The sequence below is a fragment of the Cupriavidus sp. GW823-FHT06D04 genome, assembly GCF_058795055.1.
The window spans coordinates 451,631-476,172 of record NZ_JBXAHL010000001.1 but is presented as its reverse complement, the minus strand read 5'-3'; the positions used below and the strand labels follow the sequence as shown (position 1 = coordinate 476,172).

Genomic DNA, 24,542 nt, shown 5'->3' with positions numbered 1-24,542 from the left:
CGCCCATCGTCCCGATCACCCCCGACCGCCATGACCAATCAAGCTTCGCTGGCGCGCCTCGCCAGCCTGCCTTCGCAGGACCCCGGCTTTTATGACCGGGAATACAACAACCGCGCCAATGTGCCGGACAACGCAGTGCATATGGCGCGCTGGGCGCAGTGGTCCGCCGGGGTGCGCGCACGCAGCCCCTATCTGGCGGACCTGAGCTATGCCGGCGATGACTCGCGCCATGCGCAGGGCGAGACGCTGGACTACTTCCCCGCGCAGCGGGCCAACGGGGCGCTGCCGCCGCTGCTGGTCTTCGTGCACGGCGGCTACTACCGGGCGCTGGACAAGCACGACCACAGCTTTGCCGCCAGCGCGCTGCCGGCGCTGGGGGTGGCGGTGGCGGTGGTGAACTACACGCTGGTGCCTGCGGTGACGGTGCCGGAGATCGTGCGGCAGGTGTTGCGCAGCGTCGCCTGGCTGTACCGGCAGGCGGACCGGCTGGGCCATGATCCGGACAAGCTCTTCCTGGCGGGGCATTCCGTCGGCGGCCACCTGGTGGCGATGCTGATGGCCGCACGCTGGCCGCAGCTGGGTGCGGACCTGCCGGCCGACCTGGTCAAGGGCGGGCTGTCGGTCAGCGGGCTATACGACATGGAGCCGCTGCGGCGTGCGGCCTTCCTGCAGCGCGACCTGCGGTTCTCGGAAGACGATGTCGCGCGGCTGTCACCCGCGTATATGCCGCCGGCCAGCGGTGCCCCGCTGGCGATCGCGGTGGGGGAACTCGAGGCCGCCGAATACCATCGCCAGCACGCGCTGATCCGCGCGGCGTGGCCGGCCAAGGTGGCGCATCCGGCCGCGAGCGACCTGGTGCTGCCGGACTGCCATCACTTCAATGTGCTGGACAGCTTTGCCAGCCCGGACGGTGCCCTGACGCGCGCGGTGCTGCGGCTGATGGAGCGCTGAGCGCGCACCGGGCGCAAGGGCGTCAGCCCTCCAGCACGCGCAGCAGCGACGAGGTATCGTCCTTGCCCCAGCCGTTGGCCATCAATGTGCGCAGCTGCGCCGAGGTGGCCTGCATCGCGGGCAGGTCCAGGCCGATTTCTTCGGCGATATCGCGCGCCAGCCCGAAGTCCTTGTCGTGCAGCCGCGCCTCGATGCCGGCGGCGAAGTTGCGCGCCACCATCTTGGGGCCCATCAGGTCGAGCATGCGGCTGCCGGCCATGCCGGTCGCCATGGCCTCGAACACGCGGCCGGTGTCGACGTTCTGCGCGGCGGCAAAACGCATGGCCTCGGCAATGCCTTCGATATTGACCACCTGCGCGATCTGGTTGCACAGCTTGGCAACCTGGCCCGCGCCGTGGTCGCCAATATGGGTGATGGTCTTGCCCAGCCGTTGCAGCAGCGGGCGCACGCGCTCCAGCATCTCGGGTTTGCCGCCGACCATGATGGTCAGCGTGCCCGCCTCGGCGCCCATGGTGCCGCCCGAGACCGGGCAGTCCAGCGCTTCGATGCCGCGCGCGGCCAGCGCCGCGGCGATCTCGCGCGTGACGATCGGCGAGATGGTGCTGTGGTCCACGCAGATGGTGCCCGGCGCCGCGCCGTGGACCACGCCCTGCTCGCCCAGCAGCACTTCGCGCACGTCTTCGGACGAGGTCACGTTGGTGAAGACGACGCTGGCGCCGCGCGCCGCTTCGGCCGGGGTGAAGAAGGGTTCCGCCCCCAGCGCGCGCGCGGCCTCGGCCGCTTCCGGGCGGCGCACGAAGGCGCGCACGGTGTGGCCGGCGGCCAGCAGGTGGCGGACCATGTGCGAGCCCATGGCGCCCAGGCCGATGAAGGCGACGGTGGTGGGGGTGAGAGTGGTGCTCATGCCATGCTTCCTTTCTTGATACGGCGGGCTACTTATCGCCCGCATAGGCGAACTTGCCGTTGCGGATCACCCCCATCACGCGCGAACGCTGGTCGAAGCCCTGGTGGTCCTTCGGGTTCAGGTTCATCACGCCGTTGGGGATGGTGAGATTGGTGGTGGCTTCCAGCGCGTCGCGCATGGCGGCGCGGAATTCGCGCGTGCCGGGCTGGGCGCCGGTCTTCAGCGCGCGGCGGGCGGCGTCGTCCAGCAGCATCCACGCGCCCCAGGCGTCGCCGGCAAACTGCGTGACGCTGTCGGCGCCGTACTTGCTTTCGTAGCGGTTGACGAAGTCCAGCGCCACCTTGCGCACTGGGTGGCTCTCGGGCAGCTGGCGCGCGACCACCACCGGCCCGGTCGGGAAGAGCGTGCCTTCCACATCCTTGCCGCCCATGCGTAGGAAGTCCCAGGTGGCGATGCCGTGGGTCTGGTAGACCTTGCCCTTGTAGCCGCGCTCGCCCAGCGTTTTCTGCGGCAGTACGGACGGCGTGCCGGCGCCGGCAATCAGGATCGCGTCCGGGTTGGCCGCCAGCAGCTTGAGCACTTGCCCGGTCACCGAGGTGTCGTTGCGCGAGAAGCGCTCGTTGGCGACCACCTTGATCTTGCGCACCTCGGCCAGCTTCGAGAATTCGCGCCACCAGCTTTCGCCGTAAGCGTCGGCAAAGCCGATAAAGCCGACGGTCCTGACGCCGTGGTTGCTCATGTACTCGGTCAGCACGGTCGCCATGTGCGAGTCGTTCTGCGGCATCTTGAAGGCCCAGCGGCGCTTGGCGTCGGTCTGCGGCTCGACAATGGAGGCCGAGGCGGCCAGTGCCACCATCGGGGTCTCGCCCTCGGCCACGGCGTCGAGCGCGGCGATGGCGGTGGGGGTGATGTTGGGGCCGACGATCACGTCGACCTTTTCTTCAGAGATCAGCTTGCGCACGTTGCGCACCGCCGCGGCCGGATCGGTGCCGTCGTCCAGGATCACGTAGTGCGCCTTCTGGCCGCCCAGCGTCTGCGGCCACATCAGCACGGTGTTCTTGGAAGGGATGCCGATCGAGGCCGCCGGCCCGGTGGTGGACACATCGATGCCGACGCGGATGTCGGCGCGCGCGGCGGCGCTGGTGAAGAGCAGGGCGCCGGCCAGCAGCAGGGGGCGCAGGGGCAGTGTCAGCATCGTCTCCTCCGTTCTTATATGTGACGGGAAGGATAGCCGAACTCGGCCGGCGGGGCACGCCTGCGCCCCGCCGCGGCCGTGCTGGTCAGCGCGCGCCCAGGCGCCAGAGCGTGGTCACTTCGGCGGAACGCGCCGCATGCAGCGGGTCGGCGGCATCGGTCGCGCGCGGGTGGCGCGGGCGGATATCGGAGCGGCCCAGCACCTTCAGCCCGGCGGCGTCGATCCAGCCCATCAGTTCCTCGCGCGGGCGCAAACCGAGATGCTCGGCCAGGTCCGACAGCAGCAGCCAGCCTTCGCCGCCCGGCGCCAGGTGTTCGGCCAGCCCCTGCAGGAAGCCGCGCAGCATGGCGCTGTCCGGGTCGTAGACCGCGCGCTCGACCGGCGAGCTGGGCCGGGCCGGCACCCAGGGCGGGTTGCACACCACCAGCGGCGCCCGGCCTTCGGGGAACAGGTCGGCCTGGACGATCTTGACCTCGCCAGCGTAGCCAAGCTGGGCGATGTTCTCTCGCGCGCAAGCCAGCGCGCGCGGGTCCTGGTCGGTGGCGACCACGCGCTGCACGCCGCGGCGGGCCAGCACTGCGGCCAGCACGCCGGTGCCGGTGCCAATATCGAAGGCGAGGGTCTTGGCCGGCAGCGGCTCGGCCGCGATCAGGTCGACATACTCGCCGCGCACCGGCGAGAACACGCCGTACCAGGGGTGGATGCGGTCTTCCAGCGCCGGGATCTCCACGCCCTTCTTGCGCCATTCATAGGCGCCGATCATGCCCAGCAGCTCGCGCATCGACGCCACGTAGGGCTCGCTGGCCGGTCCATAGACCTGTTCGCAGGCGTCGCGCACATCCGGCGCGCGGCGCAGCGGCACCTCGTGGCTGGCCTCGAACGGCAGCAGCAGCATGCCCAGCGTGCGGGCGCGCTGCGACTGGGCCAGCCGGTGCAGGTTGAAGGCCTCGGTCGGCGAAGCGGCCCCGCCCTTGGCCTTGTCCTTGGCTTTCTGGCCGGGGCGGCTGGCCTTCTTGGGCTTGCGCTCGGTGCGGCGGGCCAGCGCGTGCAGCAGCTGGCGCGCGTTCTGGAAGTCGCCTCGCCACAGCAGCGCGGTGCCTTCGCAGGCCAGGCGGTAGGCGGTGTCGGCGCTGGTGGTGTCGTCGGCGATGACCACGCGGCGCGGCGGCGGCAGGCCGGCTTCAGAGCGCCAGGCGGCGCTGCGCTCGACGCCGTCCTCAGTCCAGTGAATGCGGGGCAGGTCGCTCACAGGGCCTCCGGCCGGCAGGGCTTGATGGGCAGCAGATGCATGGTTGGGTTTGCTTCTTATATAGAGAGAGGCGGCGGTGGGGGCCGACCTCAGAGTTCGTAGGCTTCGTGTTCGCCGGACATGGCCTGCTCAACCAGCTTGCGGTTGAGCGTCGGCGAGAACAGCTCGATGAAGGTGTAGACAAAGCTGCGCAGGTAGGCACCCTGTTTGACGGCCAGGTGCGTCACGTTGCTGCCGAACAGGTGGCCGGCCGGGATGCCGCGCAGGTTGCGGTCGCGCTCGGCATCATAGGCGACGCCGGCGACGATGCCCACGCCCAGCCCGATCTCGACATACGTCTTGATCACGTCCGCGTCGATCGCCTCCAGTACGATGTCCGGCTCCAGGTGGCGCAGCGCGAAGGCCTTGTCGATCTTGGTCCGACCGGCAAAGTTGGCATCGTAGGTGATCAGCGGGTAGCCCATCAGGTCTTCCAGCGCCAGGTGCTTCTTGTCCAGCAGCGGATGCTCGGGTGGCGTAATCACCATATGGGTCCACTGGTAGCCCGGCAGCGACACCAGGTTCTTGTCGGCGGAGATGCCTTCGGTCGCGATGCCGATATCGGCCTGGTCGTGCAGCAGCATGTCGGCGATCTGCGCCGGGTTGCCCTGCTGGATCGACAGCCGCACCTTGGGGTAGCGCTTGGTGAACTCGCTGATCACCCGTGGCAGGGCGTAGCGCGCCTGGGTGTGGGTGGTGGCGATGGTGAAGTTGCCCTGGTCCTGTGCCGCATAGTCCATGCCGACGCGCTTCAGGCTTTCCACTTCCTGCAGGATCTTCTCGACCGAGCTCAGGATGCGGCGGCCCGGCTCGGTCAGGCTGCGGATGCGCTTGCCGTGGCGGGTAAAGATATCCACGCCCAGCTCTTCTTCCAGTTCGATGATGGCCTTGGACACGCCGGGTTGTGACGTGTAGAGCGCTTTTGCGGCCTCAGTCAGGTTGTAGTTCTGCCGGACGGCCTCACGCACGAAGCGAAACTGGTGCAGGTTCATATATCTGGGTTCGTATAAACAAACAACTTCTTATTAGTTTGAGGTATGAGGCCAGTTTATTACGATTCTCGAACTTTGTTAATTAATGGCCAGCCCTCCGTGCGTCTTCTCGCAGCAGCCACTTTGTGATGCGAGATCCACGGGCCAGGCCCCACCGAGTCCCCCATGTCTGTTGCCTATACCGTTTCCGGTCTGTTTGTAGGCGTCCTCGTCGGTCTGACCGGGGTGGGTGGGGGCTCGTTGATGACGCCGCTGCTGACGCTGCTGTTCGGCTTCTCGCCGGCCACTGCGGTCGGCACTGACCTGGCCTTCGCGGCCATCACCAAGGGCTTCGGCACCATCGCGCACCGCGCCCACGGCCATGTGCAGTGGCAGGTGGTGCGGCGCCTGTGCATCGGCAGCCTGCCGGCGGCAGTGGCCGCCATCCTGGTGCTGAAGAGCGCCGGCGAGCTCAACGCCCAGTGGCTGCATGCGATCCGCCTGACCATCGGCGTGTCGGTGCTGCTGACCGTATTGTCGCTGCTGTTCCGCAAGCAGATGCTGGCCTGGCTGGAACGCAATCCGCGCTTCCAGCTGCACGGCCGCGCCCAGGTCATTGCCACCATCGCCGTCGGCGCCGTGATCGGCGTGCTGGTGACGGTGTCGTCGATCGGCGCCGGCGCCGTTGGCGCCACGCTGATCCTGCTGCTGTACCCCCATATGAAGCCGGCTGAAGTGGCCGGCACCGACATTGCCTACGCCGTCCCGCTGACGGCGCTTGCCGGGCTGGGCCATGTGTGGCTTGGCACGGTCGACTGGAATTTGCTGCTGGCGCTGCTGGTGGGTTCGATCCCCGGCATCTGGCTGGGCGCGCAACTGTCGCGGGCGCTGCCCGAACGGCTGGTGCGTGCCGCACTGGCGACCACGCTGACGCTGGTCGCCATCAAGCTCGTTTCCTGAATTCAACGAATACTGAACGGACCCCGCCATGTATCAGTACGACCAATATGACCAGCGCATCGTCGCCGAGCGCGTCGCCCAGTTCCGTGACCAGGTGCGCCGCCGCCTGTCCGACGAGCTGACCGAGGAAGAATTCCTGCCGCTGCGCCTGCAGAACGGCCTGTACATGCAGCGCCATGCCTACATGCTGCGCGTGGCGATTCCGTACGGCCTGCTGTCGTCGAAGCAGATGCGCAAGTTGGGCCATATCGCGCGCGAGTACGACCGCGGCTATGGCCACTTCTCCACGCGCCAGAACATCCAGTACAACTGGATGGAACTGGAGCGCGTGCCTGACGTGCTGGCCGAGCTGGCCAGCGTCGAGATGCACGCCATCCAGACCTCGGGCAACTGCGTGCGCAACATCACCACCGACCACTTCGCCGGCGTGGCGCCGGACGAGTCGGTGGACCCGCGCGTGCTGGCCGAGCTGCTGCGCCAGTGGAGCACCTTCCAGCCGGAATTCGCCTTCCTGCCGCGCAAATTCAAGATCGCCATCTCGGCCTCGGCCAATGACCGCGCCGTGGTGCAGATGCACGATATCGGCATCTACGCCTACAAGAACGCCGAAGGCGAAACGCGCCTGCGCATCCTGGCCGGCGGCGGCCTGGGCCGCACGCCGATCCTGGGCACGATCATCAAGGACGACCTGCCGTGGCAGCACATGCTGTCCTACGTTGAGTCGGCCATCCGCGTGTACAACCGCTATGGCCGCCGCGACAACAAGTACAAGGCGCGCATCAAGATCCTGGTGAAGGCCATCGGCGCGGACAAGTTCGCGCAGGAAGTCGAGGAAGAGTGGCAGCACAGCAAGGACGGCCCGGCCACGCTGACGCAGGCCGAGTTCGACCGCGTGGCGCAGTACTTCACGCCGCCCGCCTATGAAAAGCTTGCCGACACCGACGCTTCGTACGAGAACCATCTGCTGGAAGACAAGGCCTTTGCGCGCTGGGTCAGCCGCAACGTGCACGGCCACAAGGTGCCGGGCTACGCCGCGGTGACGCTGTCGACCAAGCCGGGCGTGGCCTCGCCCCCGGGGGACGCCACCGACGCGCAGATCGAAGCCGTGGCCGACCTGGCTGACCAGTTCGGCTTCGGCGAGCTGCGCGTGGCGCACGAGCAGAACCTGATCCTGCCGGACGTGAAGAAGCAGGACCTGTACGCGCTGTGGCAACTGGCCAAGAAGGCCGGCCTCGCCACCCCGAATATCGGCCTGCTGACCGATATCATCGCCTGCCCGGGCGGCGATTTCTGCTCGCTGGCCAACGCCAAGTCGATCCCCATCGCGCAGGCGATCCAGGACCGCTTCGACGACCTCGACTACGTCTATGACCTGGGCGAGATCTCGCTGAACATTTCGGGCTGCATCAACGCCTGCGGCCACCACCACGTCGGCAATATCGGCGTGCTGGGCGTCGACAAGGATGGTTCGGAGTGGTACCAGGTCACGCTGGGCGGCGCCCAGGGCAACCAGACAGCGCTGGGCAAGGTGATCGGCCCGTCGTTCAGCGCCGAGGAAATGCCCGAGGTGGTGAGCCGCATCATCGACACCTTCGTGGCCAACCGCATCGAAGACGAACGCTTTATCGAAACCCTGTCCCGCATCGGCATCGCCCCGTTCAAGGAGCGCGTTTATGCCGACAAGCAGCCGCGCGAGCGCGCTGAAGCCTGAGGACCGGAGACTGAACATGGCAAAGATCATTCAACTGCAACAGGACGGCGCTACCGTCGCCCCCGTCATCGTCGATGACGCCTGGACCGTGCTGCGCGGCACCGCCGAGCAGCCGCTGACCGACGAGCAGATCGCCGCGGCCGTGCAAAGCCAGGACGCGGTGCTGTTCCCGCTGTCGGTGTTCAAGGCCAACGAAGCGCTGCTGGCCGGCCGCGATGCGGCCCGCACCGGCGTGTGGCTGGCCCCGGAAGACGAGCCGGGCGATGCCGAGGCATACTTCGCGCGCGTGGCGCTGGTGGCGGTGGACTTCCCGGTGTTCCGCGATGGCCGCGGCTTTTCCACGGCCTACCTGCTGCGCACCCGCTACCACTGGAAGGGCCAGCTGCGCGCCATCGGCGACGTGCTGCGCGACCAGCTCAACTTCATGAAGCGCTGCGGCTTCGACGCCTTCGCGGTACGCGCCGACAAGAACATCGACGACGCCGTCAAGGGCTTCACCGAGTTCACCGTGACCTACCAGGCTTCGGTGGATGAGCCGCTGCCGCTGTTCCGCCGCGCGCGGGCAGAGGTTGGCGCGCAACCGAAGGAAGCGGCATGAGCACGGTGCTGAGCGACATCGCCGTGGTCGACGCCGGTGCGGCGTCGGCGCTGCGTCCGCCCGCGCTGTGGGTTGCGCCGGAATACACCGGCAGCATCGCAGCGCTGGAGCAGAAGGAGCGCGAGCTGGGCGAGCGCCTGGCGGGCATCGCGGCACGCTTCTTTCGCGCGCGCTTTGCCTCGAGCCTGGCGGCCGAGGACATGGTGCTGACCGACGCGATCCTGCGCGGCACCGAAGCCGTGCGCGCCGGCATCCGCGTGTTCACGCTGCAGACCGGGCGCCTGCACGCCGAGACGCTGGCGGTGCTTGACAAGGTGCAGTCGCACTACGGCTACAGCATCGAGCAGTTCACGCCGGACGCCGAGGCCGTCGAGAACTACCTGAAGAAGAATGGCCTGAACGGCTTCTACGACAGCATCGACCTGCGCAAGGAATGCTGCGGCATCCGCAAGGTCGAGCCGCTCAACCGCGCGCTGTCGCACGCCGACGCCTGGATGACCGGCCAGCGCCGCGAGCAGGCCGTGACGCGCGCCGAGCTGCCGTTCGAGGAAATGGACGAGGCCCGCGGCATCCCCAAATTCAACCCGCTGGCGGACTGGAGCGAGGCCGAAGTGTGGGCCTACCTGAGGCGCCACAACGTGCCCATCAACGACCTGCACGCCAAGGGCTACCCGAGCATCGGCTGCGAGCCGTGTACGCGTGCCGTGCGCGCGGGCGAGGATGTCCGTGCGGGACGTTGGTGGTGGGAGAGCAAGGACTCGAAAGAGTGCGGGCTCCACGAACAGAACATCAAGCATTGAGGCCGGACGAAATGGGCATCATGAACGACATCGCAGAAGCCACCAGCAGCGTGGCGCACCTGTTGCAGGTACAGAACGACCATCTCGACCGGCTCGAAGCCGAGTCGATCTACATCATCCGCGAGGTGGTGGCCGAGTGCCGCAACCCGGCGCTGCTGTTCTCGGGCGGCAAGGACTCGATCGTGATGCTGCACCTGGCGCTGAAGGCCTTCCGCCTGGGCGACCGCAAGATCGAGCTGCCGTTCCCGCTGGTGCATATCGACACCGGCCACAACTATCCGGAAGTGATCGCCTTCCGCGACCAGCGCGTGGCTGAGCTGGGCGCGCGCCTGGTGGTGGGCCATGTCGAGGACTCGATCAAGCGCGGAACCGTGCGCCTGCGCAAGGAAACCGATTCGCGCAACGCGGCCCAGGCCGTGACGCTGCTGGAAACCATCGGCGAGCACCAGTTCGACGCGCTGATGGGCGGCGCACGCCGCGACGAAGAGAAGGCCCGCGCGAAGGAGCGCATCTTCTCGTTCCGCGACGAGTTCGGCCAGTGGGACCCCAAGGCCCAGCGCCCCGAGCTGTGGAGCCTGTACAACGCCCGCATGGCGCAGGGCGAGCAGATGCGCGTGTTCCCGATCTCGAACTGGACCGAGCTGGACGTGTGGCAGTACATCGCCCGCGAAAAGCTGGCGCTGCCGCCGATCTACTATTCGCACCAGCGCGAAGTGGTGCGCAAGAACGGCCTGCTGGTGCCGGTCACGCCGATCACGCCCAAGCAGGACGGCGACGTCAGCGAAGTGCTGTCGGTGCGCTTCCGTACCGTCGGCGACATCAGTTGCACCTGCCCGGTGGCCAGCGTTGCCGATTCGCCGGAAGCGATCATCGCCGAGACTGCGGTGACCGAGATCACCGAGCGCGGCGCCACCCGCATGGACGACCAGACCAGCGAAGCCTCGATGGAACGCCGGAAGAAAGAAGGCTACTTCTGATCCCGGACGCAGCAAAGGAATTCAACATGACTCACCAAGCAACTCATCAAGGCCTGCTGCGCTTCATCACCGCCGGCTCCGTCGACGACGGCAAGAGCACGCTGATCGGCCGCCTGCTGTATGACAGCAAGGCCGTGCTGTCCGATCAGCTGACCGCGCTGGCCAACGCCAAGAACAAGCGCACCGCCGGCGAGCAGATCGACTTCTCGCTGCTGACCGACGGCCTGGAAGCCGAGCGCGAGCAGGGCATCACAATCGACGTGGCTTACCGCTACTTCTCGACCGCGCGCCGCAAGTTCATCATCGCGGATACCCCGGGCCACGAGCAGTACACCCGCAACATGGTCACCGGCGCCTCGACCGCGGACGCGGCCATCGTGCTGGTCGATGCCACCCGCGTCACCGTCACCAACGGCCGCGCCGAGCTGCTGGCGCAGACCAAGCGCCACTCGGCGATCCTGAAGCTGCTTGAGATCCGGCACGTGATCGTCGCCATCAACAAGATGGACCTGGTCGACTACAGCGAACAGCGCTTCAACGAGATCCGCACCGCCTACACCGAACTGGCCGAGCAACTGGGCCTGAAGGACGTGCGCTACGTGCCGGTGTCGGCGCTGCGCGGCGACAACATCGTGCACGAGAGCGATGCCATGGCCTGGTACCAGGGCGAGCCGCTGCTGCCGCTGCTGGAAGAACTGCCGGTGGAAGAGGCCGCGCCCGAGGATGACGCCGCGCTGCGCTTCCCGGTGCAGCTGGTGATCCGCCAGGACGGTTCGCAGTCGGACGACTTCCGCGGCTATGCCGGCCGCATCGAAGCCGGCACCGTGCGCGTGGGCCAGAAGCTGCGCGTGCTGCCCGCCAACCGCGAGGCCGTGGTGGCCGAAGTGCTGACGCCCAACGGCGCCGCCGAATCCGCCAATGTCGGCGACACGGTCACCGTGCGCCTGTCCGAGGACGTCGATGTATCACGCGGTGACATGTTCGTCGCCGCCGATGCCGCCACCGCGCCGGCCAAGAAGCTGCAAGCCGACCTGTGCTGGTTCGACGACGAATCGCTGAACCCGGCGCGCAAGTACGTGCTCAAGCACACCACGGCCAGCGTGTTCGCGCGCGTGTCGGCGGTGGACCGCGTGCTGGACGTGCATACGCTGTCGCACGAGACCGGCCGCCACGATATCCGCCTGAACGACATCGGTTCGGTGCAGATCTCGCTGCAGAAGCCGATCGTGTGCGATGCCTATGGCGACAACCCGGCAACGGGCGCCTTCGTGCTGATCGACGAAGCGACCAACCACACGGTGGCCGCGGGCATGATCCGTGCGTTCTCCTGATCGGTAACGACAGGAAAGGGACCGGAGATGAACAAGCAGGCGCAGAAGACTTACGGCAAGGTGTTCCTCATCGGGGCAGGCCCCGGTGCGGCAGACCTCATTACGGTGCGTGGTGCACGGCTTTTGGGCGAAGCCCAGGTGGTGCTGCATGATGCACTGGTGTCGCCGGAGATGCTGGCCTGGTGTCCGCAGGCCGAGCTGGTAGAGGTGGGCAAGCGCTGCGGTCAGCGTTCCACCGCGCAGCTGTTCATCAACCGCCAGATCGTCGACCTGGCCAGCAAGTACGAGCGCGTGGTGCGCCTGAAGGGCGGCGACCCGATGCTGTTCGGCCGCGCCGACGAGGAACTGCAGGCGCTGGAAGCCGCCGGCATCGAGTATGAAGTGGTGCCGGGCATCACGGCGGCGCTGGCGGCCGCTTCGGCGATCGGCAAGCCGCTGACCAAGCGGGGTGTGTCGCGCAGCGTGGCCTTTGCCACGCAGGCGAAGGCTGCGGATGGTGACGGCTCGGCCGATATCGAAGCCGCGGTCAAGGCCGATACGCTGGTCTACTACATGGGCCGCGACCAGGCGGCGTCGATTGCCGCGCAGCTGATCGCGCATGGCAAGCCGGCGTCCACGCCGGCGTGGGTGGTGGAAGCCGCCAGCACGCCGCGGCAGCGTAGTCGTGAGTTCACGTTGGGCCGGATGGCAGCGGGCGAGGCCGCGGCCTGGATCGATCCGGTGCAGCCGAGCCTGCTGATGATCGGGGCGGCGCTGGCTGCGCGGGCTACCGAAACGCCGCGCGAAGGCGTGGACGATACCGTCGTGCAGGCGCCGCGCGCTGCCTGACCGCGCTCCGCGCCACTAGAAAAAAAGCCCTGTACCGGCATGCCGGTACAGGGCTTTTGTCATCGGGGACCACGTTTCTGCTCAGGGCTGGCCGCTTGCCGGCATTGAGGCAACGCAGTACGCCGCCATCGCATCCAGCACCGCATCGGCCTCGCCTGCTGCCGTCGCGCAATGGATACGCAGCCCGGGATGCGTTTGCCGGCATTGGTCGAGCAAGGCCGGCAGGTCGCGCCGCAGGTGGCCGCCCTGGCCCAGGAACACCGGCACCACGGTGGCGTCGGACACGCCGCGCGCTGCCAGGTCGGCGAGCGCGTCGGGCAGCGCGGGCGTCATCAGTTCCAGGAACGCCAGCCGCACCTCGCACCCGGGCAGGGCAGCGGCCACCTTCTGCTGCAGGCGGTCGAACGGCTCGCGCCAGCGTGCATCGCGCGCGCCATGCGCAAACAGGACCAAGGCCCGGGTGGGTGCGGTCATGGCAGCCTGCTCCTCAGTGCCGATCCACCCACCGCAGCGCCAGCAGCGCCACCATCAGGTAGAGCGTGCCTGGCACCAGCGCTGAGATAATCGGCGGCCACGTATGCAGCAGCCCCACGTGCGAGAACAGCGTGTTCGACAAGTGGAACGACAGCCCCAGCATGATGCCCCCGAACACCTTCACGCCGACAGCGCCGGCACGCGCGTGCAGGTAGGCGAAGGGCAGGGCCAGCGCCACCATCACAAACAGCGTCAGCGGGTAGATCACCTTCTTCCAGAAGGCGATCTCATAGCGCTGCGTATCCTGCTTGTTGTCGCGCAGGTGGCGGATATAGCGGAACAGGTCCAGCGTCGACATCCGCTCCGGCGTCACCAGCAGCACCGACAGGATCTGCGGCGTCAGCTCGGAATGCATGGTCACGCGCGGGAACTTGATCTGCTCGGCGCGGAAGTCCGGGGCCAGCGCATCGCGTGCCGGCTTCGCCCCCTGTGCCGCGGGCGCCAGCTCGATGAAGCGGGTCTCGTTGACGCCCTGCAGTTCCCACAACTGGCCACCCTGGTAGCGCCCCTCCTCCGCCACGCGGATCACGCGCAGGCGGTATTGCGGGTCGAACTCGTACATGGTGATGCCGGTGATGGTCTGGTCCGGCCGCAACCCCGCCACGTTGACGAAGCGGGTGATCTCGCCGCCGCCGGTGGCGGCATCCTTGTCGCGGTCCTTGACCCAGACGCCCGAACGGAAGCCCGCCGACACGGTTGCGCCGATTGCCTCGAGCTTAATCTTCTGCGCGTACTGCTCGGCGCGGGGGCCGATGAACTCGCCGAAGATAAAGGTCACGATGGCCAGCGGCACCGCCAGCTTGAACAGCGAGAACAGCGCCTGGCGCGTGTTCAGGCCGGCTACGCGGAAGATGGTGTACTCGGACTGGCTGGCCAGCTGCGAGAACACGTAGATCGCGCTGATCAGTACGGCGATCGGCAGCACCTCATACACCCGCGTGGGCGCCTGCAGCAGGACGTGGAACAGCGCGATCAGCGAGGTGTACTGGTTGGTGACGCTCTCCAGCTCGTTGAGCATGTCGAAGAACACGAACAGCGACAGCACCGCGAACAGGATAAAGGCGAACACACCATAGACCAGCCGGCCGAAGTAGCGTTCATAAACACGCAGGATCCTCATGCCCGGCCTCCGGTGGCCGCGGCATCGCGCCTGCGCAGGCCGAACACGGCGCGCCAGCCGCCCAGGCTGCGGTTCTGGCGGTAGCGGAACAGCAGTAGCGCCCCCACGAACACCACCAGGTGGATCGGCCACCACGCCAGCCAGAACGGGATCGCACCCGAGCGCACCCAGGACTGCGACAGGTTGATCAGGTTGCTGTAGGTCAGGTAGATCAGCACCGCGAACACCAGCGGCGTGTAGCGGCCCAGGCGCGGGTTCACGTAGGCCAGCGGGATCGCGATCATGACGAAGTTGAAGGCCAGGATCGGCAGCGAGATGCGCCATACCAGCTCGCCCAGGTTTTCACGCGTGGGGTTGCGGATCAGGTCGATGGTGTCGCGGCTCTTGGGCGGCTGGTCGGCCTCGGACTCGGGCGGCTTGTTGTCCACCTTGACCGCATAGCGTCCAAATTCAACGATGCGGTAGTCGATCTGGCCGGGCGTGCCCGAGTAGCGGCGGCCGTTTTCCATCACCACCAGGCGGTCGCCGTTGGGCATGGTCTCGAACTTGCCCTGGTGCGCCAGCGCCACGCCGATCTTGTCGGCCTCGGAGTTGGCGACAAAGACATTGCGCGCATACTTCATGTCGGCATCCATGCCCTCGATGAACAGCACGTAGTTGGCCTTGGCCGGCTCGATAAAGCGCCCCGCGGCAATCATCGACATCACGCCGCGCTGCTCGAAGCGGTCGCGGAACAGCGCGCTCTGCTGGTTGGCCCAGGGCCAGGCAAACATGCCCAGCAGCAGCGCCAGCACGACGAAGGGTGCGGCGAACTGCAGCACCGGCTTGACCAGGTCGCGCAGCGAGATGCCGGCCGAGAACCACACCACCATCTCCGAGTCCTTGTACCAGCGCGTCAGCACGATCAGGGTGGAGATGAAGAGCGTGGCCGACAGCAGGATCGACAGGTAGCCGATGGTGGCCAGGCCGATCAGCATCAGCACGTCGTTGGGGCTGGCCTTGCCGTTGGCGGCCATCCCCAGGATGCGGATCACGAGCGATGTGAGCATGAAGGTCAGCATCACCAGGAACACCGCCCCGGCGGTGTAGGCAAGCTCGCGTCGCAGGGCTTGTTGAAGGATCATGCGGGTTCGGTTCCGGGCTGCCGGCCGGAGCGGGCGATGTGCCGTGCGAGGTGCCTGGCAGAACAGCTGGCTGGTAGCACTACAAGCTGTCAGCGTGGCCGGGGCGTATCAGCGGCGGCAGGTCGCGGGATAAAAATCGCGGATAATGGAGGCTTTCGTGTCTAACGAGCCCCTGGAAGGAAGCGCGATGGAATTTAGCACAAAAGCCTTGGATTGGAGCAAAGCCGGCCAAAATGGTTTCCTGGCGACCAAGACCGACTGCCTGGTGGTCGGCCTGTTCGAAGGCCAGAACCTGGCCGGAGTGGCCAAGGCACTGGATGTGGCCACCAAGGGTTTGGTGGGGCGGCTGGTCAAGCAGGGCGACTTCGAGGGCAAGCGCGGCACCCAGCTGATGCTGCATGAGGTGGCCGGCGTGGGCGCCGCGCGCGTGCTGCTGGTGGGCCTGGGCAAGGAAGCCGATTTCAGCGACAAGGCCTTTGCCGATGCGGTCCGCACCGCTGTGCGTGCCTTGTCGTCCACGCGTGCCGCCTCGGCCCTGTGGTGCCTGGCGCAACAGGCGCCGCAGCAGCGCGATGTCGCCTGGGGCGTGATTACCACCATCACGCTGGTGCGCGAAGCCGGCTATCGCCTGCTGGAGCGCCATCCGGGCCTGAAGCGCGCCAATGCCAACGGCAAGCCCAACGGCAACGACAAGTCGTCGCTGCGCAAGGTCGTGATCGCGGTCGACAGCGGCGATGCCCGCGCCGCCACCCAGGCCGTGGTGCGCGGCACCGCCATCGCCAACGGCATGGAGCTGACGCGCGACCTGGGCAACCTGCCGTCCAATATCTGCACGCCGACCTACCTGGCCAATACCGCCCGCGGCATTGCCAAGCGCCACAAGCTCAAGGCCGAGGTGCTGGGCCGCAAGCAGATCGAGGCCCTGAACATGGGGGCCTTCCTGGCCGTGACCAAGGGCAGCGAAGAGCCGTCGCAGTTCATCGTGCTGCGCTACGACGGCGCCGGTGCCAAGCAGGCCCCGGTGGTGCTGGTGGGCAAGGGCATCACCTTCGATACCGGCGGCATCTCGCTCAAGCCGGGCGAGGGCATGGACGAGATGAAGTACGACATGTGCGGCGCCGCCTCGGTGCTGGGCACGATCCAGGCCGTGGCCGAGATGGGCCTGAAGCTCAACGTCATCGCCGTGGTGCCGACCTGCGAGAACATGCCCAGCGGCATCGCCACCAAGCCGGGGGACGTGGTCACCAGCATGTCCGGCCAGACCATCGAGATCCTGAACACCGACGCCGAAGGCCGCCTGATCCTGTGCGACGCGCTGACCTACGTAGAGCGCTTCAAGCCGGCCGCGGTGATCGACGTGGCCACGCTGACGGGTGCCTGCATCATCGCGCTCGGCCATGTCAACAGCGGCCTGTACGCGCGCTCCGACGCGCTTGCCGATGCCCTGCTGCAAGCCGGCCGCCGCGCCATGGACACCGCCTGGCGCATGCCGCTGGACGACGAGTACCAGGACCAGCTCAAGTCCAACTTTGCCGACATGGGCAATATCGGCGGCCGCCCGGCCGGCAGCGTGACGGCGGCGTGCTTCCTGTCGCGCTTTGCCGAGAAGTACGACTGGGCCCACCTGGACATCGCCGGCACCGCCTGGAAGAGCGGCGCGGCCAAGGGGGCCACCGGCCGCCCGGTGCCGCTGCTGGCGCAGTTCCTGATGGACCGCGCGGCCTGATGGCAGCGGCGGCAGGCAACAGAGGCAGCAAGGGTTCATGACGCGCATCGATTTCCACAGCAACGTGCCGGACGTGCTCGGCTATGTCTGCCGGCTGGTCCGCAAGGCCTACGGCGCCGGGCAGAAGGTGGTGATCCACGGGGCGCCGGCGCAGCTGGCGGACCTGGATGCGCGCCTGTGGACCTTCTCCGCGCTGGACTTCCTGCCGCATTGCGGGCTGGAAAGCCCCAATGCGGCGGTCACGCCGATCCTGCTGGCCGCCACCACCGAAGGCGTGCCGCACCACCAGCTGCTGATCAACCTGGCCGACCAGGCCCCGGCGCAGTTTGCCAGCTTTGAACGCCTGATCGAGGTGGTGGGCGCGGGCGAGGCCGCGCGCGAGGCCGGCCGCCAGCGCTACCGTTTCTACCGCGAACGCGGCTATCCGCTGACGCACCACGACATCGGCCAGCCCAAGGGAGACGCCGCATGAGCGAACGCACCACCTCGCGGGTGATCCCGCGGCTCGATCCGAACGACAGCATCCCGCTGCTGACCGAGGTGTTCGAACTGCCGGATGCAGGGACAGCAGCGCCGGCTGCCGCTGCGCAGGAGGGCGTGATCGATACCTTCGGCATGGCCGATTCGGGCCTGGTCATGCATGTCGGCGATACCGGCGACGCCGTGGCGGACGAGGGCGCCGTGCCGGCTTCGGCGATGCCGGCAGATAGCGGCGCCCCGGGCGAGGACGACCTGCGCGCCGTGCGCACCGAGTTGCTGACGCGCGTGATGATGCGCTTTCGCACCGAATGGCCGCAGGTCGTGGCGGCCCATACCGAAGCCACGCTACAGTCGCGGCTGGCGCCGCTGACAGCGCAACTGGCCAGCGAGCTGACGCAGTCGCTGGAGGCGCGGCTGGTGGAATGGCTGGATGCGACGTTGGAGGAGATCGAGAAGACGCCGGGGGCGGATTAACGGCGGCTGAAGGGCTGGAGCAAATCGGCGGGGCTCGACAGACGTCGGCAAACAAAAAAGCCTGCGATTGCTCGCAGGCTTTTTTGCATCAGCGCGGCTGAAAATCAATCCGTCACCGCACCCTTGCTCGCCGTCGACGCCAGCTTCGAGAACTTCGCCAGCACGCCGCGGGTATAGCGCGGTGCGGGCTGCTTCCAGTTGGCACGGCGCCTGGCCAGCTCTTCATCCGCCACGTTCAGCCGCAGCAGCAGCTTGTGCGCGTCGATGGTGATCGAATCCCCTTCCTGCACCAGCGCGATGGTGCCACCCACGTACGCTTCCGGCGCCACGTGGCCAACCACCATGCCCCAGGTACCGCCCGAGAAGCGCCCGTCGGTGATAAAGCCGACCGACTCGCCCAGGCCCTTGCCGATGATGGCCGAGGTCGGAGCCAGCATTTCCGGCATGCCGGGGCCGCCCTTGGGGCCGAGATAGCGCAGCACCAGGATGTCGCCGGCGTTGATCTTGTCGGCCAGGATGGCTTCCATCGCGCTTTGCTCGTCCTCGAACACGCGCGCCGGGCCGGTGATGACCGGGTTCTTCAGGCCGGTGATTTTGGCGACCGCGCCTTCTTCGGCCAGGTTGCCCTTCAGGATGGCCAGGTGGCCCTCCTTATACAGCGCCTTCTCGATCGGCAGGATCACGTCCTGGTCGGCGCGCGGGGTGTCGGGTACGTTTTCCAGCTCTTCAGCCAGCGTGCGGCCGGTGATGGTCAGGCAGTCGCCGTGCAGCATGCCGGCCTTGAGCAGGATCTTCATGACCTGCGGAATGCCGCCTGCCTTGTGCAGGTCGGTCGCCACGTACTGGCCCGACGGCTTCAGGTTGCAGATCACCGGCACCTTGCGGCGGATGCGCTCGAAGTCGTCGATGGTCCATTCCACTTCGGCGGCGTGGGCGATGGCCAGGTAGTGCAGCACGGCGTTGGTCGAGCCGCCGGTGGCCATGATCAGCGCCACGGCGTTCTCGATCGACTTGCGCGTGATGATGTCGCGCGGCTTGATGTCCTGCTTGACGGCTTCCACCAGCACGCGGGCCGACTCGGCGGCGCTGTCGACCTTTTCCTGGTCCGGGTTGGCCATGGTCGACGAATACAAGAGCGACATGCCCAGCGCCTCGAACGACGAGCTCATGGTGTTGGCGGTGTACATGCCGCCGCACGACCCGGTCGACGGGCAGGCGTTCTTCTCCACGCCTTCGAAGTCTTCCTGGCTCATGCGCCCGGCGGTGAATTCGCCCACGGCCTCGAACGACGACACGATGGTCAGGTCCTTGCCTTTCCAGTTGCCCGGCTTGATGGTGCCGCCGTAGACGTAGATGCCCGGCACGTTGGTGCGCGCCAGTGCGATCATCCCGCCCGGCATGTTCTTGTCGCAGCCGCCGATCACGACCACGCCGTCCATCCACTGGCCCTGCGCGGCGGTCTCGATGCAGTCGGCGATGACTTCGCGCGAGATCAGCGAGTACTTCATGCCCTCGGTGCCCATCGACATGCCGTCCGAGATGGTCGGGGTGCCGAACACCTGCGGGTTGGCGCCGGACCCCTTGATGGCGTCGATGGCGGCATCGGCCAGGCGCTGCAGGCCGGCGTTGCAGGGGGTGATGGTCGAGTGGCCGTTGGCGATGCCCACCATCGGCTTGTCGAAGTCTTCCTTCTGGTAGCCGAGTGCGTAGTACATCGAACGGTTGGGCGAACGCGCCACGCCTTGCGTGATGTTCTGCGAGCGTTTGTTGAATGCCATGGTGGGGAATCTCCGGGGGGTCTTCAGTGCCGCTCCGCACCGCGCCCGAAGGCTGCACGAACGCATGGCGGCGATGTTGTGGGCCAAAGAATGACGCTTGCGTTTTGGAGTGTCAAATATATTATTTGACCTTTATTGAGTCGAAAAACATATCAGGAGGGCGTTTGGACCTGCGTCAGCTGCGTTACTTCGTCGCAGTGGCGGAAGAGTTGCATTTCGGCCGCGCGGCAGGGCGCCTGTCGATGACGCAGCCGCCCTTGTCGCAGCAGATCCAGGCGCTGGAAGAGGAAATCGGCGTGCAGCTGTTCGTGCGCACGCGGCGCTCGGTGGCGCTGACGCCGGCCGGCCAGCAGTGGCTGCCCGAGGTGCGGCGCGTGCTGGCCGATGCCGCGGCGCTGCCCGGGCTGGCGCAGCGGCTGGCGCGCGGCGAGCTGGGCTCGCTGTCGCTGGCCTTTGTCAGCACCGCCGACTACGGCATCCTGCCCGACCTGTTGCGGCGCTTTCGCGCCCGCCACCCGGAGGTGCAGCTGCAGCTGCGCGAAGCCACCAGCGACGTGCAGCTCGAAGCGTTGATGGAGGGGGCGATCGATGCCGGCCTGGTGATCCGGCCGCAGCTGCCGGCCATGCCGCACGGGCTGGCCTACATGCCGCTGGTGAGCGAGCCGCTGGTGCTGGCCGTGCCCGACGGCTGGCGGCCGTCGGGCGGGGTGCTGGCGGGCGACAATACGGTCTCGCTGCGCGAGGCCGCCCATGAACCGCTGATCATCTTCCCGCGCCGAAGCGCGCCGGCGTTTTATGACATCATTACGGGCTACTATGCGCGCGAGGGCCTGGTGCCCGTGATCGCGCAGGAAGCCATCCAGATGCAGACTATCGTCAGCCTGGTGTCGGCGGGCATGGGCGTGGCGCTGGTGCCGGCGTCGCTGTGCAACCTTCGCCGCACCGGGGTGTCGTACCTGGCGCTGCGCGAGACCGGCCCGCAGATCGAGACCGGGCTGGTCTGGCGCGACGGCGCGTCCGCCGGCGTGGCGCCGGTGCTGCGCTCGTTCATCGATATTGCGACCGCGCTCGCGCAAGAAGCGGGCGCAGCCGGGCCCGCCCCTCGCTGACACGTCACCAATGTCACCGAGGCCACTGACAATACGCAGGCCGCGGCCTTTACAACCTCCATTCACGCCAACATGCTGATTCATCCCCAGTTCGACCCGGTTGCCATCCACCTGGGCCCGCTTGCCATCCGCTGGTACGGGCTGATGTACCTGGCCGGGTTCATCATGTTCCTGGGCTTCGGGCGCCTGCGCATCCGCCAGCCGCATATCGCGGCCAAGGGCTGGACCACGCGCGACCTGGACGACATGCTGTTCTTCGGCGTGCTGGGCGTGATCCTGGGCGGGAGGCTGGGCTATGTGCTGTTCTACAAGCCGTCGTACTACCTGGCCCATCCGCTCGAGATCCTCAAGGTGTGGGAAGGCGGCATGGCCTTCCATGGTGGCTTCCTGGGCGTGATCGTGGCGATGTGGCTGTTCGGCAAGCTGCGCCGGCGCCACTGGATGGAGGTGACCGACTTCATCGCGCCGATGATCCCCTGCGGGCTGGCCGCCGGGCGCATCGGCAACTTCATCAACGGCGAGCTGTGGGGCCGCGCCACCGACCTGCCGTGGGGCATGATCTTCCCGCAGGCGGGCGACAACATCCCGCGCCATCCGTCGCAGCTGTACCAGTTTGCCGGCGAGGGCGTGGCGCTGTTCATCATCCTGTGGCTGTTCGCGCGCAAGCCGCGGCCGATGGGCGCGGTGTCGGGGGTATTCCTGATCGGCTATGGTGCCTTCCGCTTTGCTGCGGAATTCGCGCGCGAGCCCGACAACTTCCTGGGCCTGCTGGCGCTGAAGCTGTCGATGGGCCAGTGGCTGAGCCTGCCGATGATCCTGGCCGGCATCGCCATGGTGGTCTGGGCCTACCGGCGCCAGCCCGGCGCCGGCGCATCGCAGCCGGCGGCCTGAGAACGGGTTCTAAGTTCCGGTCCGCGCTATTTGCCGGCGCGGCGCAAGGCGTCGATGCGCGCCTGCGTTTGCGGGTGGGTCGACATGAAGTCCTGGCCGCGTTCCGGTTCGGCGTCCGACGCCGCACCGCGCCGGTGGTCCAGCCTGACCAGCACATCGGCCAGCGCCGCGGGCGGCAGGCCGTTGCGCTGCATGACCTCGATCGCAAAGGCATCGGCCTCGCGCTCGTGGTCGCGTGAATAGCGCAGCGTCAGGATCGCGGCCGGCACCCCGGCCAGCACCGTCGAGATATCCCCGAACAGGTAGGCCGACAGCGACGCCAGCGCCGACCCCTGGATCACCTGCTGCAAGCCGTGCCGGTTGGCGATATGGCCGGCTTCGTGGGCCAGCACGCCCATCATGCCGGCGCCGGTGCCGGCCAGGCTGACCAGCTCGTCGGTGACCACGATGGTGCCGCCCGGCAGCGCCAGCGCATTGGCGCCGATCTCGCCGCCCTGGCGGAACAGGATCTGGTAATCGTGGCCGGCATCGCGCGGCCGCTTCAGCGCCGCGAAGCCCGAGCGGATGCGTTGCTGCTCCGCGGGCGGCAGCTGCGTCGGCTTGACCATGCCGTTGTCCAGGCTCGCCAGCGTCAGCTTGCCGAGATGGGCCTCCACCTCGGGCGGCACCGCGCGCGCCAGCATGCCGGCGCCCCACGGCAGCAGCACGTAATAGCCCAGCACCAGCACCGCCACCAGTGCCGCCACGGCCAGGCCGGCCAGGCGCCAGCTGTTCTGCGCGCGCGCCACCAGGCTGTCGCGATGGCCGGTCGCGGCCAGCATGTGGTCGAAGGCGGCGTGGTCGGTGATCTCGCAGAAGGCGCCGTCGGCAAAGGTGACCAGCCGCGGCGCGCGGCGCACGCGCTCGGACACGCGCACGTCCGACAGCGGCGCGCGCCGCAGTTCGGCGCCGGAGTCGTCGCGCAGCACGGCCTGCTGCGCCTCAACGGCCAGCGTGGCCGGATGCGCGCGCGACGAGCGGCCGTCGAAGAAGGTGACAGGGATCATGGTGCGGGCCGGGTCAGCGCACGGCGCGCTCAGAGCGCGATGTCGATGTCGTACCAGTCTACCGCCGCATCGCCCAGTGCACCCACTTGCTGCGCCTCGCCGGCCACGAAGGTGTCGAGCGGGCCCGCCGCCAGCATGGTTACGCATTCGAGCCGGTAGCGCGCCGAACGCACCCGCGCGAACGGCAGGTACAGGCCCAGCGTCAGCGCGATGGCGATCAGGTTGGTGACGAAGATAAAGACCATGCGGCCGGCCCCCACCTCGCTGCGGAACGCATGCGGCGCCAGCGTGGTGTGGCTCCACACGACATTCTGCAAGCGCGCCATCACGTAAGGGCTGACGGCCAGCAGCGCCAGGTAGAAGCCGCCCACGCCGATGCTGAACGACAGCACCACGCCCGCCTTGCCCGACGCGGTCGCGCCCAGCGCGAATCCGGCCAGCGCCGCGGCCGCCACCAGCGCGACCATCATGCCGAAGGCACGCAGGTAAACGCCGTAGAAATCGCCCGCGCCGGCGTGGAAGGCAAACGGTGCGGTGCCGAAGCGGGTGTGGTTGTGCTGGTAGCGCTTGAAGCGCTGGTGCGCCAGCGGCCCCAGCAGGCCCAGCGTGGCCACCGCGGCCAGCGGCCACAGCACGAACACCTTGTAGGCCTCGGCATCGCCGCCGGTGAAGGCGAAGCGCAGGCCGCGGTAGCTGGAATTCGCCATGCGGAAACGCAACGAGCGCACCAGCAACAGGGGGAACACCGCCAGCAGCGCCACCAGCATCGCCAGTGCAAGGAAGGGCGAGACCGTCGAGGCGAGCTGGAAGGCGAACACCAGCGCGAACACGATGGCGCGGCCCTTCAGGATCGCGGACGGCTTGCCGTGGTAGTCAAAACTCGCGCCGTCGAGCCGCGTGTTGCGATAGAAATACTGCAGCGTGCGCACCTTGGCCCAGGCCGAATAGATGCCGAAGGTGACGATGGTCAGCAGCGCATTGACGATCCAGATACGGAAGTATTCCGAACCCGATCCGGTAAAGGACAGGCCCAGTGGGCGCGGCACGGCGTAGCGCGGCTCGGCAGGCACCGGCGCTTCGTTTGCCGGAGTGCCGGCCAGGGTGAAATCGCTGCCAGCTTGCATGGCGGGGCTCCAGTGTGTGTGGAAAGCGACAGTCAGGATTGCGGCCTTGACCGCAGTTTCAGGAATGCAACCACTTTAGATCGGGCACTTGCGGCGATGCGCTCACATTCTCGCACTGATAAATAGCGACCACGGCACAATCTGCATATGCCATTGCCGCCAGGCGGGCAGGCGTAAAAAAAAATGTGGGAAAACCCTCGTAACACTCTAGAAACATTCTGTTACACTAGACGTATTCTGTAACAACTTCCGAATGCGTGTTGCCAATGAAATCAGGGACTTAGTCCAGCTGGCACGTAAATCGCTATCTTGATTGTTACAAAGATGAGCGGCACGCCACAGCCGCCAACGGAAGTGCCAGGGAGGGAGTGACGGCTGACAGGCCGCACTTGCCGGCACTTCACGTACAGCCAGGGCGACGGGAAAATCCGCGCGTCAAGCGCGTTTCAAAAGGGGGGCGCAGGGCCAGCGCCGGCAATCCATGGACCCACGCGGTGGATACTTTTGAAAGTACCCGCCGACGATGAAAAGCAGTGCTGCAGTATTTTCAGGCGCGGGCGTTTCCTTGCAGGGAGGCATGGAAACGCCCGCCGCACCTCATACCGTACCCACGCCGCACCTC

23 protein-coding genes are annotated in these 24,542 nt (G+C 67.3%); 13 read left to right on the top strand and 10 right to left on the bottom strand.

Features of this window, described 5'->3' with window-relative positions; all coding sequences use genetic code 11:
- Positions 1 to 30 precede the first annotated feature (30 nt).
- Positions 31 to 951 (top strand): alpha/beta hydrolase, encoded by a 921-nt coding sequence (locus AC1Q7H_RS02230; protein ID WP_211980200.1) that lies wholly within the window; start codon positions 31 to 33, stop codon positions 949 to 951.
- A 22-nt stretch (positions 952 to 973) separates the two neighbouring features.
- Here the strand turns inward: AC1Q7H_RS02230 and AC1Q7H_RS02225 are convergent, their stop codons facing one another.
- The 4 genes from AC1Q7H_RS02225 to AC1Q7H_RS02210 all read right to left on the bottom strand — a co-directional run bounded on the left by AC1Q7H_RS02225 (position 974) and on the right by AC1Q7H_RS02210 (position 5,330).
- Entirely contained in the window at positions 974 to 1,900 is a 927-nt protein-coding gene (locus tag AC1Q7H_RS02225) for an NAD(P)-dependent oxidoreductase (protein WP_371827377.1), read from the bottom strand.
- Entirely contained in the window at positions 1,884 to 3,050 is a 1,167-nt protein-coding gene (locus tag AC1Q7H_RS02220) for an ABC transporter substrate-binding protein (protein WP_492377823.1), read from the bottom strand. Before AC1Q7H_RS02220 ends, AC1Q7H_RS02225 begins: the two co-directional genes overlap by 17 nt.
- A gap of 85 nt (positions 3,051 to 3,135) precedes the next feature.
- Complete coding sequence (locus tag AC1Q7H_RS02215) at positions 3,136 to 4,299, bottom strand: methyltransferase (protein ID WP_211980197.1); 1,164 nt, start codon at positions 4,297 to 4,299, stop codon at positions 3,136 to 3,138.
- Between the two features lie 89 nt (positions 4,300 to 4,388).
- Complete coding sequence (locus tag AC1Q7H_RS02210; RefSeq protein ID WP_211980196.1) at positions 4,389 to 5,330, bottom strand: CysB family HTH-type transcriptional regulator; 942 nt, start codon at positions 5,328 to 5,330, stop codon at positions 4,389 to 4,391.
- Positions 5,331 to 5,495: 165 nt separating this feature from the next.
- Between AC1Q7H_RS02210 and AC1Q7H_RS02205 the strand changes: the two genes are divergently transcribed.
- Genes AC1Q7H_RS02205 through cobA form a run of 7 tightly spaced genes read left to right on the top strand, consistent with a single transcriptional unit; the run spans position 5,496 to position 12,514 of the window.
- Positions 5,496 to 6,269: a sulfite exporter TauE/SafE family protein gene (locus AC1Q7H_RS02205; RefSeq protein WP_013957833.1), complete on the top strand. Its 774-nt coding sequence runs from the start codon at positions 5,496 to 5,498 to the stop codon at positions 6,267 to 6,269.
- Between the two features lie 28 nt (positions 6,270 to 6,297).
- The gene (locus AC1Q7H_RS02200) at positions 6,298 to 7,980 is read left to right on the top strand and encodes a nitrite/sulfite reductase (RefSeq protein WP_013957832.1); all 1,683 of its coding nucleotides are present in this window, start codon (positions 6,298 to 6,300) and stop codon (positions 7,978 to 7,980) included.
- Positions 7,981 to 7,996: 16 nt separating this feature from the next.
- Positions 7,997 to 8,578: a DUF934 domain-containing protein gene (locus AC1Q7H_RS02195; protein ID WP_153953769.1), complete on the top strand. Its 582-nt coding sequence runs from the start codon at positions 7,997 to 7,999 to the stop codon at positions 8,576 to 8,578.
- Positions 8,575 to 9,378 (top strand): phosphoadenylyl-sulfate reductase, encoded by an 804-nt coding sequence (locus AC1Q7H_RS02190; protein ID WP_211980195.1) that lies wholly within the window; start codon positions 8,575 to 8,577, stop codon positions 9,376 to 9,378. Before AC1Q7H_RS02195 ends, AC1Q7H_RS02190 begins: the two co-directional genes overlap by 4 nt.
- 11 nt (positions 9,379 to 9,389) lie before the next feature.
- On the top strand, positions 9,390 to 10,355 hold the full coding sequence (gene cysD, locus AC1Q7H_RS02185) for a sulfate adenylyltransferase subunit CysD (RefSeq protein ID WP_013957829.1): 966 nt from the start codon (positions 9,390 to 9,392) through the stop codon (positions 10,353 to 10,355).
- Between the two features lie 26 nt (positions 10,356 to 10,381).
- Complete coding sequence (locus AC1Q7H_RS02180; RefSeq protein ID WP_013957828.1) at positions 10,382 to 11,686, top strand: sulfate adenylyltransferase subunit 1; 1,305 nt, start codon at positions 10,382 to 10,384, stop codon at positions 11,684 to 11,686.
- A 27-nt stretch (positions 11,687 to 11,713) separates the two neighbouring features.
- Positions 11,714 to 12,514 carry a uroporphyrinogen-III C-methyltransferase gene (cobA, locus tag AC1Q7H_RS02175; protein WP_013957827.1) on the top strand — a complete coding sequence of 267 codons (801 nt, stop codon included), beginning with the start codon at positions 11,714 to 11,716 and terminating at the stop codon, positions 12,512 to 12,514.
- Positions 12,515 to 12,595: 81 nt separating this feature from the next.
- On the opposite strand, the gene AC1Q7H_RS02170 is transcribed toward cobA, so the two are convergent.
- From AC1Q7H_RS02170 to lptF, 3 genes are read right to left on the bottom strand one after another with little or no spacing between them, the layout of a single operon-like run.
- On the bottom strand, positions 12,596 to 12,988 hold the full coding sequence (locus AC1Q7H_RS02170) for a sirohydrochlorin chelatase (protein WP_013957826.1): 393 nt from the start codon (positions 12,986 to 12,988) through the stop codon (positions 12,596 to 12,598).
- Between the two features lie 13 nt (positions 12,989 to 13,001).
- Positions 13,002 to 14,168, bottom strand: coding sequence for an LPS export ABC transporter permease LptG (gene lptG, locus AC1Q7H_RS02165; RefSeq protein WP_211980194.1), 1,167 nt, complete (start codon positions 14,166 to 14,168; stop codon positions 13,002 to 13,004).
- Positions 14,165 to 15,292, bottom strand: a complete 1,128-nt coding sequence (gene lptF, locus AC1Q7H_RS02160; RefSeq protein WP_013957824.1) for an LPS export ABC transporter permease LptF — start codon at positions 15,290 to 15,292, stop codon at positions 14,165 to 14,167. The genes lptG and lptF overlap by 4 nt, the downstream gene beginning before the upstream one ends.
- A gap of 187 nt (positions 15,293 to 15,479) precedes the next feature.
- On the opposite strand from lptF, the gene AC1Q7H_RS02155 reads away from it, so the two are divergent.
- Genes AC1Q7H_RS02155 through AC1Q7H_RS02145 form a run of 3 tightly spaced genes read left to right on the top strand, consistent with a single transcriptional unit; the run spans position 15,480 to position 17,972 of the window.
- Entirely contained in the window at positions 15,480 to 17,018 is a 1,539-nt protein-coding gene (locus AC1Q7H_RS02155) for a leucyl aminopeptidase (protein ID WP_492380928.1), read from the top strand.
- Between the two features lie 37 nt (positions 17,019 to 17,055).
- Positions 17,056 to 17,490, top strand: coding sequence for a DNA polymerase III subunit chi (locus AC1Q7H_RS02150; protein ID WP_153953772.1), 435 nt, complete (start codon positions 17,056 to 17,058; stop codon positions 17,488 to 17,490).
- Positions 17,487 to 17,972, top strand: a complete 486-nt coding sequence (locus tag AC1Q7H_RS02145; protein ID WP_013957822.1) for a hypothetical protein — start codon at positions 17,487 to 17,489, stop codon at positions 17,970 to 17,972. The genes AC1Q7H_RS02150 and AC1Q7H_RS02145 overlap by 4 nt, the downstream gene beginning before the upstream one ends.
- A 104-nt stretch (positions 17,973 to 18,076) precedes the next feature.
- Here the strand turns inward: AC1Q7H_RS02145 and ilvD are convergent, their stop codons facing one another.
- Positions 18,077 to 19,750, bottom strand: coding sequence for a dihydroxy-acid dehydratase (gene ilvD / locus AC1Q7H_RS02140; RefSeq protein WP_492380927.1), 1,674 nt, complete (start codon positions 19,748 to 19,750; stop codon positions 18,077 to 18,079).
- 164 nt (positions 19,751 to 19,914) lie between these two features.
- On the opposite strand from ilvD, the gene AC1Q7H_RS02135 reads away from it, so the two are divergent.
- Together AC1Q7H_RS02135 and lgt are read left to right on the top strand one after the other, a co-directional pair.
- Positions 19,915 to 20,859, top strand: a complete 945-nt coding sequence (locus AC1Q7H_RS02135; protein ID WP_492380926.1) for a LysR family transcriptional regulator — start codon at positions 19,915 to 19,917, stop codon at positions 20,857 to 20,859.
- Positions 20,860 to 20,931: 72 nt separating this feature from the next.
- Positions 20,932 to 21,750 (top strand): prolipoprotein diacylglyceryl transferase, encoded by an 819-nt coding sequence (gene lgt / locus AC1Q7H_RS02130; RefSeq protein ID WP_013957819.1) that lies wholly within the window; start codon positions 20,932 to 20,934, stop codon positions 21,748 to 21,750.
- Between the two features lie 26 nt (positions 21,751 to 21,776).
- Here the strand turns inward: lgt and AC1Q7H_RS02125 are convergent, their stop codons facing one another.
- Together AC1Q7H_RS02125 and AC1Q7H_RS02120 are read right to left on the bottom strand one after the other, a co-directional pair.
- Entirely contained in the window at positions 21,777 to 22,796 is a 1,020-nt protein-coding gene (locus AC1Q7H_RS02125) for a M48 family metallopeptidase (RefSeq protein ID WP_492380925.1), read from the bottom strand.
- Between the two features lie 29 nt (positions 22,797 to 22,825).
- The gene (locus tag AC1Q7H_RS02120) at positions 22,826 to 23,920 is read right to left on the bottom strand and encodes a YjgN family protein (RefSeq protein ID WP_013957817.1); all 1,095 of its coding nucleotides are present in this window, start codon (positions 23,918 to 23,920) and stop codon (positions 22,826 to 22,828) included.
- Positions 23,921 to 24,542 lie beyond the last annotated feature (622 nt).

What these genes read in the sequence shown, in the direction of transcription:
- AC1Q7H_RS02230 (WP_211980200.1), top strand. Translation starts at nt 31, where the DNA reads ATGACCAATCAAGCTTCGCTGGCGCGCCTCGCCAGCCTGCCTTCGCAG.
- AC1Q7H_RS02225 (WP_371827377.1), bottom strand. Translation starts at nt 1,900, where the DNA reads ATGCGGGCGATAAGTAGCCCGCCGTATCAAGAAAGGAAGCATGGCATG.
- AC1Q7H_RS02220 (WP_492377823.1), bottom strand. Translation starts at nt 3,050, where the DNA reads ATGCTGACACTGCCCCTGCGCCCCCTGCTGCTGGCCGGCGCCCTGCTC.
- AC1Q7H_RS02210 (WP_211980196.1), bottom strand. Translation starts at nt 5,330, where the DNA reads ATGAACCTGCACCAGTTTCGCTTCGTGCGTGAGGCCGTCCGGCAGAAC.
- AC1Q7H_RS02205 (WP_013957833.1), top strand. Translation starts at nt 5,496, where the DNA reads ATGTCTGTTGCCTATACCGTTTCCGGTCTGTTTGTAGGCGTCCTCGTC.
- AC1Q7H_RS02200 (WP_013957832.1), top strand. Translation starts at nt 6,298, where the DNA reads ATGTATCAGTACGACCAATATGACCAGCGCATCGTCGCCGAGCGCGTC.
- AC1Q7H_RS02195 (WP_153953769.1), top strand. Translation starts at nt 7,997, where the DNA reads ATGGCAAAGATCATTCAACTGCAACAGGACGGCGCTACCGTCGCCCCC.
- AC1Q7H_RS02190 (WP_211980195.1), top strand. Translation starts at nt 8,575, where the DNA reads ATGAGCACGGTGCTGAGCGACATCGCCGTGGTCGACGCCGGTGCGGCG.
- cysD (WP_013957829.1), top strand. Translation starts at nt 9,390, where the DNA reads ATGGGCATCATGAACGACATCGCAGAAGCCACCAGCAGCGTGGCGCAC.
- AC1Q7H_RS02180 (WP_013957828.1), top strand. Translation starts at nt 10,382, where the DNA reads ATGACTCACCAAGCAACTCATCAAGGCCTGCTGCGCTTCATCACCGCC.
- cobA (WP_013957827.1), top strand. Translation starts at nt 11,714, where the DNA reads ATGAACAAGCAGGCGCAGAAGACTTACGGCAAGGTGTTCCTCATCGGG.
- AC1Q7H_RS02170 (WP_013957826.1), bottom strand. Translation starts at nt 12,988, where the DNA reads ATGACCGCACCCACCCGGGCCTTGGTCCTGTTTGCGCATGGCGCGCGC.
- lptG (WP_211980194.1), bottom strand. Translation starts at nt 14,168, where the DNA reads ATGAGGATCCTGCGTGTTTATGAACGCTACTTCGGCCGGCTGGTCTAT.
- lptF (WP_013957824.1), bottom strand. Translation starts at nt 15,292, where the DNA reads ATGATCCTTCAACAAGCCCTGCGACGCGAGCTTGCCTACACCGCCGGG.
- AC1Q7H_RS02155 (WP_492380928.1), top strand. Translation starts at nt 15,480, where the DNA reads ATGGAATTTAGCACAAAAGCCTTGGATTGGAGCAAAGCCGGCCAAAAT.
- AC1Q7H_RS02150 (WP_153953772.1), top strand. Translation starts at nt 17,056, where the DNA reads ATGACGCGCATCGATTTCCACAGCAACGTGCCGGACGTGCTCGGCTAT.
- AC1Q7H_RS02145 (WP_013957822.1), top strand. Translation starts at nt 17,487, where the DNA reads ATGAGCGAACGCACCACCTCGCGGGTGATCCCGCGGCTCGATCCGAAC.
- ilvD (WP_492380927.1), bottom strand. Translation starts at nt 19,750, where the DNA reads ATGGCATTCAACAAACGCTCGCAGAACATCACGCAAGGCGTGGCGCGT.
- lgt (WP_013957819.1), top strand. Translation starts at nt 20,932, where the DNA reads ATGCTGATTCATCCCCAGTTCGACCCGGTTGCCATCCACCTGGGCCCG.
- AC1Q7H_RS02125 (WP_492380925.1), bottom strand. Translation starts at nt 22,796, where the DNA reads ATGATCCCTGTCACCTTCTTCGACGGCCGCTCGTCGCGCGCGCATCCG.
- AC1Q7H_RS02120 (WP_013957817.1), bottom strand. Translation starts at nt 23,920, where the DNA reads ATGCAAGCTGGCAGCGATTTCACCCTGGCCGGCACTCCGGCAAACGAA.